16 protein-coding genes and 1 pseudogene are annotated in these 18,186 nt (G+C 59.8%); 15 read left to right on the plus strand and 2 right to left on the minus strand.

Annotated elements, in window-relative coordinates:
* The first annotated feature begins 105 nt into the window (after positions 1–105).
* The gene (locus tag KDD17_RS17175; protein WP_212706415.1) at positions 106–891 is read left to right on the plus strand and encodes a glutaredoxin family protein; all 786 of its coding nucleotides are present in this window, start codon (positions 106–108) and stop codon (positions 889–891) included.
* Between the two features lie 51 nt (positions 892–942).
* Here the strand turns inward: KDD17_RS17175 and KDD17_RS17180 are convergent.
* Together KDD17_RS17180 and KDD17_RS17185 are read right to left on the minus strand one after the other, a co-directional pair.
* Positions 943–2,167, minus strand: a pseudogene (locus KDD17_RS17180) (Tm-1-like ATP-binding domain-containing protein).
* Positions 2,168–2,176: 9 nt separating this feature from the next.
* On the minus strand, positions 2,177–3,661 hold the full coding sequence (locus tag KDD17_RS17185; RefSeq protein ID WP_212706416.1) for an aldehyde dehydrogenase family protein: 1,485 nt from the start codon (positions 3,659–3,661) through the stop codon (positions 2,177–2,179).
* A 132-nt stretch (positions 3,662–3,793) separates the two neighbouring features.
* Between KDD17_RS17185 and KDD17_RS17190 the strand changes: the two genes are divergently transcribed.
* The 14 genes from KDD17_RS17190 (at position 3,794) to KDD17_RS17255 (ending at position 18,014) form a co-directional block, all read left to right on the plus strand.
* Positions 3,794–4,732, plus strand: coding sequence for a tripartite tricarboxylate transporter substrate-binding protein (locus tag KDD17_RS17190; RefSeq protein WP_212706417.1), 939 nt, complete (start codon positions 3,794–3,796; stop codon positions 4,730–4,732).
* A gap of 60 nt (positions 4,733–4,792) precedes the next feature.
* On the plus strand, positions 4,793–5,326 hold the full coding sequence (locus tag KDD17_RS17195) for a tripartite tricarboxylate transporter TctB family protein (protein ID WP_212706418.1): 534 nt from the start codon (positions 4,793–4,795) through the stop codon (positions 5,324–5,326).
* Positions 5,326–6,930 (plus strand): tripartite tricarboxylate transporter permease, encoded by a 1,605-nt coding sequence (locus KDD17_RS17200; protein ID WP_212706419.1) that lies wholly within the window; start codon positions 5,326–5,328, stop codon positions 6,928–6,930. Before KDD17_RS17195 ends, KDD17_RS17200 begins: the two co-directional genes overlap by 1 nt.
* On the plus strand, positions 6,911–8,167 hold the full coding sequence (locus tag KDD17_RS17205) for a cytochrome P450 (protein ID WP_212706420.1): 1,257 nt from the start codon (positions 6,911–6,913) through the stop codon (positions 8,165–8,167). Before KDD17_RS17200 ends, KDD17_RS17205 begins: the two co-directional genes overlap by 20 nt.
* 6 nt (positions 8,168–8,173) lie before the next feature.
* The gene (locus tag KDD17_RS17210) at positions 8,174–9,466 is read left to right on the plus strand and encodes a type I glutamate--ammonia ligase (RefSeq protein WP_212706421.1); all 1,293 of its coding nucleotides are present in this window, start codon (positions 8,174–8,176) and stop codon (positions 9,464–9,466) included.
* Between the two features lie 2 nt (positions 9,467–9,468).
* A complete protein-coding gene (locus tag KDD17_RS17215; RefSeq protein ID WP_212706445.1) occupies positions 9,469–10,179 on the plus strand; it encodes a type 1 glutamine amidotransferase in 711 nt (236 codons plus the stop codon).
* Positions 10,180–10,200: 21 nt separating this feature from the next.
* A complete protein-coding gene (locus KDD17_RS17220) occupies positions 10,201–11,016 on the plus strand; it encodes an IclR family transcriptional regulator (protein ID WP_254796989.1) in 816 nt (271 codons plus the stop codon).
* The gene (locus KDD17_RS17225) at positions 11,013–12,359 is read left to right on the plus strand and encodes an aminotransferase class III-fold pyridoxal phosphate-dependent enzyme (protein WP_212706423.1); all 1,347 of its coding nucleotides are present in this window, start codon (positions 11,013–11,015) and stop codon (positions 12,357–12,359) included. Before KDD17_RS17220 ends, KDD17_RS17225 begins: the two co-directional genes overlap by 4 nt.
* 414 nt (positions 12,360–12,773) lie before the next feature.
* Positions 12,774–14,003 (plus strand): GAF domain-containing sensor histidine kinase, encoded by a 1,230-nt coding sequence (locus KDD17_RS17230; RefSeq protein ID WP_212706424.1) that lies wholly within the window; start codon positions 12,774–12,776, stop codon positions 14,001–14,003.
* Positions 14,004–14,031: 28 nt separating this feature from the next.
* Positions 14,032–14,763: a response regulator transcription factor gene (locus tag KDD17_RS17235; protein WP_212706425.1), complete on the plus strand. Its 732-nt coding sequence runs from the start codon at positions 14,032–14,034 to the stop codon at positions 14,761–14,763.
* Positions 14,764–15,018: 255 nt separating this feature from the next.
* Positions 15,019–15,228, plus strand: a complete 210-nt coding sequence (locus tag KDD17_RS17240; protein ID WP_212706426.1) for a tautomerase family protein — start codon at positions 15,019–15,021, stop codon at positions 15,226–15,228.
* On the plus strand, positions 15,225–16,115 hold the full coding sequence (locus KDD17_RS17245; RefSeq protein WP_212706427.1) for an SMP-30/gluconolactonase/LRE family protein: 891 nt from the start codon (positions 15,225–15,227) through the stop codon (positions 16,113–16,115). Before KDD17_RS17240 ends, KDD17_RS17245 begins: the two co-directional genes overlap by 4 nt.
* A 200-nt stretch (positions 16,116–16,315) precedes the next feature.
* A complete protein-coding gene (locus KDD17_RS17250) occupies positions 16,316–16,771 on the plus strand; it encodes an OsmC family protein (protein ID WP_212706428.1) in 456 nt (151 codons plus the stop codon).
* Between the two features lie 226 nt (positions 16,772–16,997).
* Positions 16,998–18,014 (plus strand): TRAP transporter substrate-binding protein, encoded by a 1,017-nt coding sequence (locus tag KDD17_RS17255; protein ID WP_212706429.1) that lies wholly within the window; start codon positions 16,998–17,000, stop codon positions 18,012–18,014.
* Positions 18,015–18,186: the final 172 nt, after the last annotated feature.

Genomic DNA, 18,186 nt, shown 5'->3' on the forward strand with positions numbered 1-18,186 from the left:
GAACGAGGGGGTAAAATTCAATATCTTGATACTATACCCTAGGGGGGTATATAATTGCGCAGGTAATTACGACCCCAAATACCGTTGCCGAGGAGCGTCAAATCAATGCCGAAAGACACCCGAGACGCCGCAGAAGTAAGAACGCATCCGGCCCACTCGGCGAGCGGAAAGACAGCCGTGCTCTACCGGATGGCGCTGCCGGATCATCTGTGCCCCTCGGGGCAAAAGGCGCGCTGGCTTCTCGAACGGCAGGGATATGACGTGGACGACCGGTTGTTTCGGTCCCGCGATGAGGTCGATGCGTTCAAATCCGCGCATGACGTCAGCACAACACCGCAGGCCTGGATCGAGGGAGAGCGGGTCGGTGGGTATACCGACCTGCGCGAAAAGCTTACCGGCTGGGATCCGAAGGCAACGACCTATCGTCCGGTCCTGTATCTTTTTGCCGTGGCGGCGCTGACCGCAGTTGCACTTTCCATCGGATTCCTGGGCAGCCTCAGCTGGCAGACGCTTGGTTGGTTCATCTCGATTTCCATGATCCTGTTGGGCATGCAGAAACTGCGCGATGTCGAGAGTTTCTCGACCATGTTCCTGAATTACGATCTGCTTGCGCGCAGATGGGTGCCCTATGCCTACATCTATCCGTTTGTCGAAACCGGTGCGGGGATCCTGATGACGGGTATGATCCTGACATGGATCGCGGCGCCGACCGCGCTTTTCATCGCGACGATTGGCGCAGTGAGTGTGTTCAAAGCGGTCTACATTGATCGGCGGGATCTCAAATGCGCCTGTGTGGGTGGCAATTCGAATGTTCCGCTCGGGTTTGTGAGCCTGACCGAAAACCTGATGATGGTCGGCATGTCGGTTGTGATGCTCTGGTCGATGGCGTAGCAATCGCGCGCCTGATCTGATCCCGGGCTACCCTGCTAGGGCAGACCGGCATCAGATCAGGGCCTTCGCGCTCCAGTCATCGAACACCTCCAGCGTTTTGGACGCGAACATCTCGTCGTTGATATGGCAGTCGAGTTCGACAAGATCGACGTTCTTGGGGCAACAGCCCCGCAGTTCAGCTACGAAAGCCTCCAACCCTTCTGGATCGCAGAGGGGGCCGCCCGGTCGGTCCCATTCATTTCCGCCATGCTTGGGAAGCAGCAGGGTCGTTGGTCCCTTGGCCGTGCCAAGCTTGGCACACATGGCGCGCGCCATCTGCCGCCGTTGGTCGGGTGTCATCATGACAGACGACAAAAGCCGGTTGTGTGCGTGCATTTCCTGCGTCGCTACCTTTGGGGGCGCGTCCTGCCAACCGACAAAATCCACCAGATCGTAGCAGCCGATGGACACGAGTTGCGGAATGCCTGCTTTGCCTGCCGCAGTCATACGGCTCGCGCCGGCGCTGATCGACGAGCCCATCAGGTGGTTCCCCACCTCTTGCGGTGCAAAATCCATCACGGCGGCAAAGCGTCCCTCCGCCGCCAGCGCCTCAAACGCGCGCCCGCCCATGCCGGTGGCGTGGAAAACGGCCACTTCAAAGCCGCGCGCCTCAAGCGCGGGTTTCAGTGCCACCATGTACCTCAGCACGGTTTTTCCGAAAGAGGTCATGCCGATCAGGGGCCTGTCGCGCGACGGGGGCGCGGCTGCGCGCGCGGCGCCAAGCACGGCGCCTGCCGCCTGGCTCAGCGATGCCTTGCAAACCGAGTTCAGCCCGTAAAGACCGCCCGCCCAGAGGATCATCTGGATATCGGCAGGCAAGCGTTCGGGGGGATCAGCGGTGAGAAGGACACGGTCGAGACGATGTATTTTGGCACGCCAAGGGGCAGCGCCGCGCAGATATCGAGAGCGGCATCGGTCCCCATCGTGCCGCCCAAAACAAGGGCGCCGTCGATCTTGCCATCCGCGTGCGCGCGCGCCGCGAGGATTGCCCCGCCCGGGCCATGATCTGCATCGCGGTATTTTCGTCCTGACTGTCGATGGCGTGCTGAATGGAATGGCCGCCCGCCTCGGCGACCTCGTGCTTGGAGATATCGGTGGGCGTCGATGGATCGCCCAGCACGCTGATATCCATGGTCAAAACCGTTCCACCCTGGCCGCGGATCGTCTCTGCCAGAAAGGTGAGTTCGTCGTCTTTCGTGTCGAAGGTCCCGACGAGAAGGATAGTCTTTTTGGTCATGGGCTGTCCCTAAAGCTTGATCCAGGCTGTTTTGAGATCGAGGTATTTTTCAAAGGCATGAAGCGATTTGTCGTGTCCATTGCCCGATTGTTTCATCCCGCCCATGGGAACGGTGATGTCGGCGCCGCCGTAGGTGTTCACATGCACCACGCCCGCCCTGAGCCGCGCGACCATACGATGTGCGCGCGACAGATCCCGTGTCCAGACACCGGCGGCCAGCCCCAGCGTCGTGCCGTTGGCAAGGGCTATGGCTTCTGCCTCGGTGTCGAATGGCTGGACCGTCGCGACGGGCCCGAACACTTCGTTCTGCACGATCGGGTCGTCCTGCGTGACGTCGGCCACAATCGTAGGCGCCATATAGGTCCCGCCCGTCTGCTCCAATATCCGCGTGCCGCCCGTGACAACCCTGCGCCCAGCCGCGCGTGCCGCATCGACGAACGCCAGATTCCGCGCAAGCTGGCTCTCGGAGTTTATGGCGCCCGCGTGGGTCGCGGGGTCAAGCGGGTCGCCAACCCTCATCGCCTTGGCTTGCGCCGCGAATTTTTCCAGAAAGCTGTCGTAGATGCTGCGTTCAACCAGCAGGCGGGAACCGGCGATGCAAACCTGACCCGAATTGCGGAAGATGCCCGCTGCCGAAACCTTGGCGGCCTCGTTCAGATCGGGGGCATCGGCAAACACGATATTCGGAGATTTGCCACCAAGTTCCAGATAGACCCTTTTGAGATTGCTGCGGGCGGCCGCTTCCATCAATTTGCGCCCCGTGGCACCCGAGCCGGTGAAAACGAGCGCGTCCACGTCATGGCTTTGGGCGAGGGCGGCACCGACCACAGGCCCTTCGCCGGTGATCACATTGAAGACCCCTGCGGGCAGGCCCGCCTCATGGCCAAGTTCGGCCAGCCGCAGCAGCGAAAGCGACGCGGTTTCGGCGGGTTTCATCACCATGGTGCAGCCCGCCGCGAGGGCAGGGGCAAGTTTCCACGCCCCGATCATCAGGGGGAAGTTCCAGGGCACAATTGCACCGACGACGCCAACCGGTTGCTTGTGCACCAAGCCGAGAGCGCCCGGTGATGTGGGGGCGATTTCGCCAAAAATCTTGTCGCAGGCTTCGGCGTAGAAGCGGATCGTGCCTGCCGCGCTCAGCGGTTCGGCCTTGAAGGCCATGCCGATTTCCGTGCCATTGTCGCGCACACCCAGAACGGCCAGCTCCAACGCATGCGCTTCTATCAGCGACGCCCACGCCAGGAGGATTTTCTTGCGCGCGGCGGGGGCAAGCCCGCTCCAGCGGCCATCGTCGAACGCACCACGCGCGGCGGCTATTGCGCGATCGGCATCCTTGTGTGTCCCGCGTGCGAGCGTCGTCAGTTCGGCGCCGTCGATAGGCGAGGTGACTGGCATCGTCCCGCCGTCCGACGCGGATACCTGCGCGCCGTCGATGAAATGCCGTGCGGGTGGGATGCTCTGGTTTCTCAATTGCGCGATTTTGGTCTCGTCCACGTGCTCACCATAATTTCTCGGGCAAAGCAAAAACTGCCTCGCAAGATAATTATTGACAGGCGAGCGGTCTGTGTCAAAGTATTTGATACCAACGGTTTGAATAATGAACCAACTAAGCAACTGGGAGTTCCAATGTCCAAATTTACAAAGGCCGCACTGACGGCGCTTGCCATCGGCCTTGCGGGGCCTGCTCTGGCAGAATATCCGGAAAAGCCTGTCAGCTTTGTCGTTCCATGGCCTCCGGGCGACCTTGAAGACGTTTTGACGCGCATGATCGCCGAAGACTTTCAGGCTGAATACGGCGTGCCAGCTGCGGTCGTGAACCGTCCCGGCGGCGGTGGCGGCCCGTTCCCCGGCGCGATCGAAGTCGCAACAGCGCCGGCTGATGGCTACACGATCGGGTCTTTTGTGCCGGCGGTTTCTCTTATCGGGCATGAGATCGACATTCCCGAACTTACGCCGGAGAAATTCGACCCCATCGGCATTTTCATGACCTATCCTTTCGTGATCGCCACTTCGGGTGACGCGCCCTATTCCTCGATGGAAGAGCTTGCGACGTTTGCGAAGGACAACGAGGTCTTTCTTGGCCATTTCGGGGACGTGTTGACCCCGACGCAAGTGACAAAGGCGCTTGCGGCAAACATGGGCTTTGCCTGGGGCGGCGATGCGCCCTTCGACGCGCTGGATTGCAACACACTGGCCTCGGGCGATGCCGATGTGATCAATACGACGCTTCAACTGATCCTGCCATGTCTCGACGATGTGAAGGTGCTGGTTTCGGTCACCGGGGAGCGTATTTCGAAGATCCCGGATACTCCTGCCATCGGCGAAGTCGACGACACGCTGAATATCACGCTTTGGAACGGTCTGTTCGTGACAAAAGACACCCCAGCCGATGTGCGTGAGAAGATCGCCGCCGTGGCTCAGAAAACGGTTATGAGCGACCGGGCGCAGGCCGTGGCCGAGGAAACCGGCGCGCTGGTCTATTGGCTGAACGCCGAAGAAAGCGCCGATGTCATCGCAACGGACAAGCAAACCCTGGGTGCCATCGGCGCCGCGCTGGGTAACTGATCTTGAAGACATCGAAAGGGGCGATTGGCGCCCCTTTCACAAACCCTGAGAGTCTGCCGGATGAGCAAGCCCGAACTGATAGAGGTAAAGACCCGGACATCCGGTCAGGTCGTTTTCGTGATCGGCGCCTTTCTGGTCAGTGTGCTGCTGTTGTCGCAGATCGGGAGTCAAACCGAATGGAACGACAGGGCCCGCACCGTTGCCGCGCAGCCGCGGTTGTGGCCTGCGGTGGCGCTGGTACTGATGGTCCTGGGGTTCGGTCTGCATTGGCGGTCGATGCGCCGACGGCGGCCGGATGCGATTGACTGGCTCGAAGTACGCCGGTGGGTCGAACCGTTGGAGTTCCTCGGCTGGTTTCTGATTTACGTTCTTGCGGTTCCCCGGCTTGGCTTCTTGCCGGTCAGCCTTTTGGTTGCCTGCGCTTTGACGTGGCGGCTGGGATATCGCACGCGCGGGGCTCTTGCGCTGGCGGCGGTTTTTGCTGTGGCGATTACCGTCGTCTTCAAGGGCCTTCTGGGGGTCAATATACCCGGCGGGCAAATCTATGACTTTCTGCCCGGATCGATCCGCACGTTTTTTCTGGTGTATCTCTGATGGAAATCATCACCGCCGCGATTGAGGTGCTTTCGCGCTGGGATGTTGTTCTGGCGCTGCTGGTCGGCTCCATCGGCGGTGTCGCCATTGGAGCCATCCCCGGTGTGGGGCCGGCGGTTGCCATCGCAATCCTGTTGCCGGCGACGTTCTCGATGGATCCGATTGTGGGCCTGACGCTCCTGCTCGGCATCTACGGCTCGTCGATGTACGGCGGTGCCATTCCGGCAATCCTGATCAACACTCCCGGCACGGCGGTCAATGCCCTGACCACCTACGACGGCTTTCCGATGACGGCGCGCGGGGAGGGGCGGCGGGCCCTGTCCCTCGCTTATTCCGCCAGCTTTGTGGGTGGCGTCTTTTCGGTTGTGTGCCTGATTTTCCTGTCGCCAGTACTGGCCAAGATCGCGCCAATGTTCGGTTCGCGTGAGATTTTTCTGGCGGCGCTCTTGGGCATCATTCTGGTTGTCGTGGCGCACCGGGGCCAAATGCTGATCGCCGCCGCGCTCGCGGGCTTTGGCATTTTGCTTAACACCGTCGGATTGGAGCCTGCGGCCTACACCCGCCGCTATACGTTTGAGCAAAGCTGGCTTGCCGGTGGTATCGATCTGATTGTTGTGGTGTTGGGGCTCTTCGCCCTCTCTCAGGCTTTTGTGCTGATGACCATGGATGACGAAAAGATCCGGCTGCCGCGGTCGCGCGGCTCGCTGTTGCAGGGTTTCCGCGAACTGGGCCGCCACCCCCGCGTCGCCGGTGTCGCGGCTGGCTTTGGCGTTGTGATGGGCATGATCCCCGGCGTGGGCGAGTTCACTGCGCAGTTCATGTCCTATACCTCGGCGCGCAAGCTCTCCAAGACACCGCAAAGCTTTGGGAATGGTTCGTCCGAAGGGCTGATCGCATCCGAGGCGGCCAATAACGCCGTGCCCGCCGCCGCCATGATCCCGCTTCTCGCGCTGGGTATCCCGGGCGAGGCGCTGACCGCGATGATGCTGTCGGTCTTTTACGTGCACAATGTCGTGCCGGGGCCGGGGCTATTCCAGAACGACATGGATTTTGTCGTCGCCCTCTATATTGCGCTGCTGATCCTGAATGTGCTGGTGGTGCTATTTCTGCTCGCTTCCACCAACTGGCTGGTGCATCTGACACGCATCCCCAATCGCTTTTTGGGCATGTGCATTCTGCTGTTGAGCTTTGTCGGCGTCTATTCGATCCGCAATTCCACGGTGGACTGTATGATCGCCGCGGCCTTCGGGCTCTTGGGATATGTTCTCAAACGTCTCAACATGCCGATCGTGCCGATCATCCTTGGCATGGTTCTGGGGGGCATCATGGAGGTCAAGCTGCGCACCTCGCTGGCCCGGATCCGCGCACCGCTGGATTTCATCGACAGGCCCATTGCCTTTGTGCTGTTCTGCCTGATCGTCCTGATCCTTGCGTCCACGTTTTGGCAGGTCTGGCGCGGCTGGCAGAGCCCGGACCGCCGAACACCCCAAAAGCGGGCCGCGCAGGCGTTTTCCAAACGCATCTCCGGCCGGAACGCCCGGCATTTCGAGGCGCGCAGAAAACAGCAAAGACGGAGGCGGTCCTATGACCACATGGGTTCCTGACGACGACGGGCACGCCGATCTTGGCGATCACGACAGCTTTGCCAACGGGGCGCCTTACAATACATTTGCGCGGCTTCGGCGCGAAGCGCCCTGCCATTGGTCCGAATTTACGCATGGGGCGGGCTATTGGTCGATCACCCGTCACGCGGATATCGACAGGATGATCCGCGACACGCAGACATTTTCGTCGGCCCGTGGCATCCGCATGGAAGACCAGTCATACGAGGAATACCTGGCCCGGCGCACCTTTCAGGAGGTCGACGGTGCCGAGCATCGCAAGGTGAGGATGAAGGTCACACGGGCATTTTCCCCGCGCGTCGTTGCCGGGTTCGAGCCGCAGATCCGCGAGCTGTGTGGCCCCATTCTTGACCGTGCACTGGCGATGGGCACCTTCGATGCAACTTACGAAATCGCGCGTGAATTGCCGATGCGGATGCTTGGTCAGATCCTCGGGCTGCCGGATGAGGATCTGCCGTGGCTGGTCGAGAAGGGTGATGCGCTGATGGCCAATTCAGACCCCGATTTTACCGATCATGTCGTCGACAGGCTTGATACGGATGCCTACCGCCTGATGCCCTTCAATTCCCCTGCGGGGGCGGAATTGTATGAATACGCGCGCGAGATGATGGACAAAAAGAACGCGCGGGGAGATACCGACGGTATTCTTCATCTTGTTCTGCAACCGGACGAAAACGGCGAGACCATCTCAGAGGCCGAATTTCGCAACTTCTTTTGCCTTCTCGTTGCTGCCGGCAATGACACGACACGGTATTCCATTGCCGCAGGCATGCAGGCTCTGGCCCGGCAGGAGGGCTTACTGGCGCAAATGCAAAGCGGTGAGGTCTGGGACACCGCGCCCGACGAGATCGTTCGTTGGGCGTCGCCTGCCACCTATTTCCGCCGCACGGCGATGCGGGATGTCGAGGTCCACGGCAAGCAGATCCGCGAAGGCGACAAGGTGCTCTACTGGTTCATCTCGGCCAACCGCGACGAAGAGATGTTCGACGATCCATATCGGTTGGACTTTACCCGCAAACCCAATCGGCAACTGGGCTGGGGGCAGGGTGGCCCGCATGTCTGCCTTGGCATGCACCTCGCGCGGCTCGAGGTTCGGGTGCTTTTCCAGGAACTCACCAAACGGATCCGCGGCATCGAGCCCGCCGGTGAAGCTGCCTTCGTCCGCTCGAATTTCGTCAATGGCATCAAGCGGATGCCGGTCACAGTCAGCTTACAGTAGGTGCCCATGCCGGACCGTCTTCGCGCCCTTTTTGTCGACCACCTTTCGATCCCGCGTGGCAAATACCTGCCCGCAAGCAAGATCGGCGACGGGTCGAGCCGTTTTGCACGGGCAACCTTCGGGGTTCATTTCGATCGCGACCTGCTGCTGGACGCACCTCATGCAAAAGTGCGCGACGGGGCGCCGGACATGGAACTGCGCTGGCGCGGGGCGGACATTCGTCCCGGATGGGAGCCGAATACATCGGTGGTGCTGGGTGATCTTTTCGACGTTGATGGGGCGCCGTTGCCGCTGTGTCCGCGGGGCGCGCTGAAACGCGCCATCGCCGACTGGGGGGCGCACGGCCTGTCCCCGAAAATCGGCATCGAATTGGAAGCCTACGCATTTCAAGGCGGGGATGACGGCCGCTTGCGCCCTTACGATGCGCCCGGTGGCGTTGTCTATGGCACGGGCCCTTTTGCGGATCCGATGCGCATCAACGACGTGATCTGGAACAAGGCCCATGAAATGGGCTTCAAGCTTGATCTGATCACGGCGGAATACGACAGCCCGCAGTTCGAATACACGCTTAGCTTTGATGATGCCTTGCAAGCGCTGGACGATGTGGTGCTGTTTCGTCAGATGGCGCGCGAAGTCGCCCTTGATCACGGGATCGTGCTGACCTTCCTGCCCAAGCCGATCTCGGACATGGGGGGCTCGGGCATGCATATCAATTTCTCGCTGTGGGACGCAGAGGGTCAGAACGCCCTTGCCACGGGGGACCGGGGCGGACCGGATCATCTCAATGATCTGTCGCGGGGATGCTTGGCCGGGCTGGTCCATCATCACAAGGGCCTGGCCGGTCTGATTGCCCCTACCACCGGATCCTACCGGCGTCTGCAACCGTCCTCGATGTCGGGCTACTGGCGGAATTGGGGGGGCGATCACCGCGGCGTCACGACCCGGGTCTCAAGCGAGGGCGGCGCAAAAGCGCGGCTGGAGCATCGCATGGCCGACGCAAGTGCGAACCCCTATACTGCGACCGCGGCTGTGCTGCAGGCCGCGCGTCTGGGGTTCGAGGCAAGATACGACTTGCCACCCATCGAAACGGGGGATGGGTTTGACAAGGTCGATGCAAAGATCGGAACAGCCGGAACCCTGCGTGGCGCCATAATGGATCTGGTCGCGGATACGGCTCTCGTCACTGCCGTGGGCTCTGGATTGGTCGAAAACCACGCATTTATGAAGGAACGCGAATTCCGCAAGACCCGCGATATGGAACCCGATGCGCTTCTGGATTTTTACGTGTGGTTTGTGTGACCATGCATCTGGCGATCCTTGTCACCAATACAGATTTCAGCGCCTTTGCCCGCGCCCGACCGTTGGATGACGCAAAATTTGCCTCCCTGATCGAGGATGTCCGACCCGCGTGGAGCACCACCGCTTTCTGGGTCTGCAGGGATGAATTTCCCGAAAGCTACGCGGCCTTTGACGGCGTGGTGATTACCGGAAGCCCGGCGTCAGTCAACGATGGCGCGCGCTGGATGGAGAAACTTGAGCACAGCGTTCGCGATCTTGTTGCAGCGGGTGTGCCCATTTTTGGTGCGTGTTTCGGGCATCAGATCATTGCCAAGGCTTTGGGCGCGAGGATCACGCGCAATCCTCACGGCTGGAGCCACGGATTGATCGACATCGCCCGTGTCGCGCGCATGGATTGGTCAGGATCCACCGATAGGCTGGCGCTGTACGGCTCCCATATCGAGCAGGTCGCCAAGTTGCCGGATGGCGCGCGGCGGGTTTTCGAAAGCCCCGGATGCCCTATCGCGGGCTTTGCGATCGGTAGATCGGTTTTCACCGTGCAGCATCATCCGGAAATGACAAAGGGCTTCATCATCGATCTCATTGGGGAATATGCCGATCATGTGGGTGCGGAGGTGACTGAGCAGGCGCGCCGATCTGTCGCGGACCGTCCCGCCGACAGCATGAAATTTGCCGGGGAAATCGCCCGCTTTTTTGAGCACGCGAGGCAGTAGATGGGAACGATAAGCAAAGCGTTGGAACTATTGGATCTGTTTTCGCCGGACCGCGCCGAAATCGGCCTGACTGATTTTGTGCGCCTGTCAAAGCGTGACAAGGCGACGGTGCATCGTCATTTGACCGAATTGGCACAGAACGGCTTTCTGGAGCAGAACCCCGACAGTCGCGCCTACAGGCTGGGGCCTGCGGTGCTACGGCTGGCGGCCTTGCGCGAGACACTGTTCCCGATGCGGAAAATCCTGCAGCCGCTTGTGATCGAGCTTTCGGAGATTGTCGGCGAGCTGGCCCATGCCAGCCTGTTGCAGAACGACGAAATGTCGCCGCTCGTTCATGCCGACCCGAAGGTGCACGGCATTCAGGTCCATTTTGATGTGGCAGAGATGCTGCCGCTGCACGCGACGTCTTCCGGTCTTGCGGCACTTGCATTTTTTCCCGACGCGACGATCGACAGATTGATGGCGCGGCCCCTGAAAAAGCACACGGCGCGTACCGTTGCTGATCCGTCGCGGATGCGGGATCTGATTGAAGGGGTGCGTCAATACGGGCTGTGCACGCTTGCCGATGCCTTCGAGGACGGTGTGAGTTCGGTTGGCGCCCCGATTTTTGGCCAAGGATGCCGCGTGATCGGGGCATTGGCCGTCGCGGTCCCAACCAGCCGTGCGGCACCCCGCAAGACCCACGAAATCGCCGGTCAACTGCAACGCTACGCCCGCAAAGCGACGGTTGCGTTGGGCGGGGCTTACCCCAAGACATTCGAGGATCTGCCGCCCAACTGGAGCGGCACAAAATTTACAGTGCATCGCGAGAGCAAGGAAACGGAACCAAACGCATGAAAGATTCGAATTTTCTGAAGGAGAATAACGGCCGCCAGTTCTGGCATCCCATGACCTCCCCCCAAGACAGTATCGACAACCCGCCCAAGATCATCACCGAGGCCGAGGGGGTGCGCCTGCGCGACATCGACGGGCATGAGGTGATCGATGCGGTCGGTGGGTTATGGAACGTGAACCTTGGCTATTCCTGCCAGCCCGTGAAGGACGCAATCGCCGGTCAGCTGAACCGGCTGCCCTACTACTCGACTTTCCGCGGGTCCTCCAATGATACCGCGATTGAGCTGGCCTATGAGCTGAACGCGTTCTTCGCGCCGGACGGCATGACCCGCGCCTTTTTCACCTCGGGCGGCTCGGATTCCATCGAGACCTCCCTGCGACTGGCCCGGCAGTACCACAAACTGAGAGGCGAGCCGGGACGCACCAAGTTCCTCAGCCTGAAAAAGGGCTATCACGGCACCCACTTTGGTGCGGCTAGTGTGAATGGCAACGCGAATTTTCGCACCGCCTACGAGCCGTTGATGCCGGGATGTTTTCATATTCCCGCGCCGTATCCCTATCGCAATCCCTTCAACGAGACCGATCCCGCGCGGTTGGCGACACTTTGTGCGGCAGCCCTTGAAGACGAAATTGCCTTTCAGGGCGCCAACACGATCGCCGCCATGGTCATGGAGCCGATCCTTGGGGCAGGCGGTGTTATCCCGCCTCACGAAAGCTTTGCGCCCATGGTGCGCGAGATCTGCACGCGTCACGGCATCTTGTTGATCACCGATGAGGTGATCACGGCTTTCGGGCGCACCGGTGCGTGGTCCGGTGCGCGGCTGTGGGGGATCCAGCCTGACATGATGGCGACCGCCAAGGCGATCACCAATGGTTATTTCCCTTTCGGTGCCGTGATGATCGGCGGGCATGTGCAAGAGGTCTTCGAGAACAATCCAGCTGCCAAGATCGCCCATGGCTACACCTATTCCGGCCACCCTGTCGGTGCTGCCGCCGCGCTTGCGTGTCTGGCTGAAACGCACCGACAGAACGTGCCAGGGAACGCCGCCACACGCGGGACGCAAATCTACGAAGGCTGTCTGGCGCTCATGGAGAAATACGAGATCATCGGGGATGTGCGCGGTGGGCACGGACTGATGACGGCGATCGAAATGGTCAGCGATCGCAGCACTAAAAAACCGATTGGCGGAGATGTTGCACAGGTTGTGCAGGAAACGGCCTACCAAAACGGTACGATGATCCGTGTTTCGGGTCCGAATATCATCTTGTCACCGCCACTTATCCTGACCGAGGCGGACGCGGCCGGTATCCTGTCAGCGCTCGACGCGGGCTTTGCCGCTGTCTGAGCGGTAGCGGCGCCTCGCTGGAGCCGTCAGAGAGGGCTGCGTCTGCCCCAGCAGGCGGCCCCTTTCTGGGAAAATTGTGTCTACTTGATGCTTTCCCGAATTTTCCCGTCCGCCAGACTTGCGGGTTCCCGCAAAAACGATGCGGCCTTACCGTTTTTTGAAAGCGTATAGGTCTGTAGGCTGTAAATCAGCCGGTAGGTCGGTGCGCCGTAGGCCGGTATGGTAGGCGCCTTTGGGAATATCTGGCGCACAGCCGACAACCAGCCGCTGACGTTCCGGATCGTTGGATGCGTCGGATTATTCGGGATCGAAGAAACTCGCGCCGCGCCACCAACCCTTTTGCACGAGGCAACATTGAAGCATAGTTTGGAGTGTGATCAGCTGGGGGCGTCAGGAGAGAGGTATTCGGCATTGATGCCTAACGCCGAAAAGGCACTTGAGTGTTATCTGTCGATCGCAAAGGCCATCGCCGGACAGACTGACTATGATTTGGTTTTGGAGAATTTCGCCAACCAGTTGCGGACGCTGATCGCGCATGATCATCTGGACATTGTTCTGCTACATGGTTTCGGGACGCAGATCTGTTATGAGGCGCGGATGCAGACCTCATGGAGCCATACGACTGCTCCGACAAAACCGACGGCAAAAAGTCCGATCCGGGACGTTTTGCTGGGACACACAGCGTTCATTCTGACGGGGGATGCATGGGCAGATCCGCGCTTCAACTTCGAGGGCGCCGATAACAAACCGTTGTTTGATGCGGATCTGCGCAGTCGCATCGTTGTGCCATTGCGGGTACAGGGGAGCCTTACCGGATCTCTTGCAATTTCCAGCCACAAGACGAATTTCTACGACCACGGTCTTGTGGAATTGGCGCAGGGGGCGGCTGATCTGGTTTCGGCGTATCTTTTTGCTCTTGAGCGGGGCAAGCAGGCCAAGGAGTCGGCGGTTGCGGAACTAGAAGCGACAGGGCGCGAAGCTGCGCTGCGGCTGGGGGCCTTGCGCCTCACGGAAGGTATGGAGCGCGAAAGGCAACGCCTGGGTATGGACCTGCACGATCAGACGCTGGCCGATCTGGCCCGCATCCGAAGGCGTATGTCACGGATAGACGGTGGCTCTGCCGCCGCGCAAAGAGAAATCAATCTCGTTCAGGACGAGCTGGATCATTGTCTCGAAGAAGTGCGCGGAATTGTCGAAAACATGAAGCCGGGAGTCCTGCAGATGTTTGGCTTTGCGGATGCGGTAGAAGCGCATCTGCAACGATGCCAAAAACACGCAGGCCGAGACATCGCGATGCGTATTCAGGATACGTCCGGCAATCGGATGGACAGTTTGCCCGATACGGTACGCACGGCGATGTTCAGGATTGTGCAGGAAGCCGTCAACAACGCGCTCAAACACGCCGCCTGCAGTACGATCGATGTCTGCATCGCGCGGGTAGATGAGCGTCTGATCGTCACCGTCGATGATAGTGGCACCGGTATTTCCGACGCTGATCTGCGGTCCGATAGCGGCATCAGCAACATCAAGACGCGCGCAGACCTGATATCGGCTACGGTAAACTTCGAGCGATTGACCAATCCCAAGGGTACGCGCGTCGCGATCAGTGTGCCCCTGACCGCAGGCGAGACGCTGCTGACGTGAAACAGATCTCAGAATTTCAGGACACATCATGCGCCTTTTGATTGCCGAAGATGACAAGCTGCACCGCGCGTTTCTCGAGAAGGTCGCCCGAAATACGCTGACGGAGATGGAGGTTCTGACGATGGCCGACGACGGCGCGGAGGCCATTGAGGAGTTTGACGCGGCAGACTACGACTCCGTCGTTCTGGATCTTCAGATGCCGCGCATGACAGGTGTGGAAGTCGCCAAGAGCATCTGGGCAAAAAAGCCGGGCACCAAAATCTTGTTTTGGTCGAACTACACCGAAGAAGCGTACATTCGCGGAATCACAAAAATTGTGCCAAGCGCTGCGGTCTACGGGTATATTCTGAAGTCCGCGCCGGCAGAGCAGCTCAAGCTCGCCCTGCAGGGGGTCTTCATCGCCGAGCAATGCGTGATTGACCGCGAAGTGCGCGGGGTGCAGCAACGGGCCGGGGACCGGCATCTTGGGCTGAGTGAGGTAGAATACGCGGCGCTGGTTGATCTCTGCCTTGGTCTGACCGACAAGGCGATGGCGGCCCGCCGCAACGTTTCTTTGCGCGGCGCGCAAAGCCGACTGCAGCATCTGTATCAGAAGCTCGGGCTCGACAAGAGCGACATCCCGGTCGGCACCTGGGGCCCGACGTATAACTCGCGAACGCGCGCGATTTCTCTGGCATTGACGCAAGGTATCCTGAATGCCGACGCGCTGCGCAAGGAAGAAGAAGATCTGCGCGTCTGGACAGCACGTCAGCAAAGCTAGACCGGGCCACCCACCAATCCATTCCGCGACAAAAGCGCGGGCCTTACTGTGCCTGACCATGTGGGTATTGTCGCGTCGATTTTGCACGCACACTCCGTTGTGGTGCTTTTGCGGGAACCCGCAAGGAGGTTGTGGGTATCCGCGTTTTTCCTGCGTAAGCCGACGCATACGGACCCATTGGCGCAATCTAGCGTGAAGCTCACCCGGCCCCGTCCGGTCGGCGATGGGAGCGGTTGATCGCGAGGGAGAATGTCGATGCCATTTGTAAATATTCGTATCGTTAAACAGGTCATTGAACACGACCCCGAGGGCATCAAGGCGCAAGTCCAAGCCTCGGTGACGGATGCGCTTTCACACGCCGCGCAAATTCCGCAGGAGAACGTCTGGGTTACTTTCGAAGAGATTGATGAAACCGACTGGTTTGCCGGCGGTCAGCGCGTCAAGGAAATCCGGGCAAACTCATGAGTATTGAAGTTCGCATGGAAGGGATGCGCGACATCGTTGACGTCGACGCAACGCTCGAAAAGGTGGCAAGCGGCTTTCAGTTCACCGAGGGACCGATCTGGCATCCGATTGAGCAACACCTGACGTTTTCCGACATTCCGGGCAACGAGATGTTTCGCCTACAGGCGGATGGTACGGTCGTGTCCTTCCGAAAGCCAAGCAACATGGGCAACGGCAATACCTACGATGGCGCGGGCCGCATGCTGACCTGCCAACATGCCAGCAGTTCGGTCACCCGAACCGAGATCGACGGGACCGTCACGACGCTCGCCACCCATTTTGAGGGCAAAGAACTAAACAGCCCCAATGATATCGTCGTGCGAAACGATGGGCTGATCTACTTCACCGATCCGACATTCGGGCGCATGGCGTATTACGGCGTGGAGCGAGAACTCGAAATGGGCGCGCAAGGGGTCTATTGCGTCACCCCCGATGGCGAGACGATTACACGCATTGCCGATGATTTCGCCCAGCCCAACGGGCTCTGCTTTTCGCTCGACCACCGAACACTTTACGTCAACGACACAGAGCACAAGCATATCCGTAGATTTGATGTGGCCGCGGACGGAACTGCGACGGGCGGCGATGTCTGGGTCGAGGTGACCGTGGGCGAAGGCGACGGCCACCCCGATGGCATGAAAATCGACAGCCTTGGCAACGTGTATTGTACCGGGCCGGGTGGGGTGCATGTTATTTCGCCCGATGGAGAAACGCTGGGCGTGATCCGAATGAATGAATTCACGGCTAATTTCGCGTGGGGTGGCCGGGATCTGACGGATCTCTATTTCACGTCCTCCACCTCCCTGTACCGGATGAAGGTCAAGACACCGGGGCTCGCCCTTTTTTGACGGGCTCACTCCCTCAAGTCGGCCGTGGCGCTTTTTGCAGGGGCCACCGGAAAACAGGCGCATGACAGGCGTCCTGACCCCGATGCCCGATAGCGGGCCACAGCGCGGCGATAGGGGCGTCGGCGAATTGGAAAAATTCCGATCCAGAAATGCCAGGATGGCCCGAAACGGGATCGGTAGAAACACGATAGGAGATGCAGATGGCACATGTCATGCCGGACTTGTTCAAGATAGATGTAAAGGCACATGCGATCACGCATGCCCGTACCGAGATGGTTGCGCGGGGCAAGGTGGTCGCGACGGACGAACCTCCCGAACGTGGGGGCACGAACCTTTTTGCCACGCCGCTTGAGACGATGCTGTCCTCGTTTCTGGGGTGCACCAATGTGATTGCCAACTATGTCGCGGGTCTTTTGAAGATCGAGTTGCGCGGTATGGAGATGGACATTTGTGGCCATTTCGATACCCGGGGGGTCTTTGGCAAGGCCGACATTGCTTCGCCGTTTCCTGTAATCGAATTGCGGGTGGTTCTCGATACGGATGCAAGCGACGAAAAAATCGCCGAATTGCAGCGCCTGACCGGCGAGAAATGCCCCGTTTCGGTGTTGCTGCGCCGCGCCGGTTGCGAAATCCAGGAGAGCTGGATGCGAAAGTAGGGCACTGGACTGCCTTCGCGGGTGTGCCCGGCGATCCTGCGGGTTTCCGCAAATTGTGAGCGCGATCCCCCGTACCCAGGACCCGAGGCCGAAAGTTACCAAAGACGGGAGGCGACCGGAAAGCAGCGTTTGGCAGTGAGGAGGCTGCCAGAAGCCTGCGGGCCTGATCTTAATGAAGCCGCCGTACGCCCCCGAGGAAAGAACTCAACACAGGGAGAGAGATACAATGAAATTCATCAATACGCTTTGCGCCGGCGCGATGGCTGCGACTGCACTATTCAGCGCCCCGACAGCTGCCAGTGCCGAGGAAATTGACCTCAAGTACCACGCCTTTACCGGCCAAGGCCCGTCCAACCTCGCGACGCGCTGGTTCATGGACGAGGTCGAAAAACGCACCGACGGCAAGGTATCATTCACGCGTATCTTTGGTGGACCGCTTGGCAAGCTTTCGGGACAACCTGAAAACATCAAGGTCGGTGCCTTCGACATGGGTGATTTCTCACCGGTCTACAATCCGGGGATCTTTGCGCTGGCGAATGTGACATCGCTGCCGTTCATGACGGATAATCCAATGGCGCATGCACAGGCGGGTCACGAGCTCTTCAAGACCGAAGCGGTCGAAGCCGAGTTCACGGCAATGAACCAGAAGTATCTGTTTCCCGGGCAGTGGGGGTCCATCCAGCTTTTGTCGCATGATCCGATCCGCACGATTGACGATCTGAAAGCGGCGAAAGTCCGTGCACACGGTGGTGCTGCCGAAATTCTCAAACAGTTGGACATCACCGTATACGGCATCCCGTGGGGCGAACTGCCTGCGGCTGCGGAACGCAAAGTCGTCACCGCCGCCATCATCGGGGCGCCGGCTGATGCCTATGCGTTCGGTTTCGGAGAGATCTTCAGCTATTGGGACAATGTTGACTGGTTCTACTTTCCACTGCCCGTGTCGATCAATCTCGATACCTGGAACGCGCTGCCCGCTGACGTTCAGTCCGTGATGGAGCAGGTCGGCAACGAAACCGTTGCACAGGCGCGCAAGCTTCTTGAAGCGGAAGAAGTCGAGGCGCGCGAAGCGTTGAGTGAACTGACTGAAACAGTGACTCTGGAGCCAGCTGAGCAGGCGAAGATGGACGCCGTGCGAGATGCAACTTGGCAGAGCTGGGCAGAGGCGCGTGAAGCAGAAGGGCTCCCGGGTCAGGCTGTACTGGATGAGTTCCTGGCACTGCTCGAAAAGCACGGGGGATAAGGTCCCTCCGGCTTAAGCGTCGGGCCTAAATCTGAGACCAAACCGCACCGCCGGGCAAAACCTGATGGGCGCTCGGCGGCGCGGAACAATCACCGCACTGCTTGACGGTGCCGCGCTCCGAAAAATCGCCAGACACCGCGATGCACTGTAGCTTTTCGGCTTTCACAATCCG

The sequence above is a fragment of the Sulfitobacter albidus genome, from assembly GCF_018200035.1.
In the GTDB taxonomy this organism is placed as follows: Bacteria; Pseudomonadota; Alphaproteobacteria; order Rhodobacterales; family Rhodobacteraceae; genus Sulfitobacter; species Sulfitobacter albidus.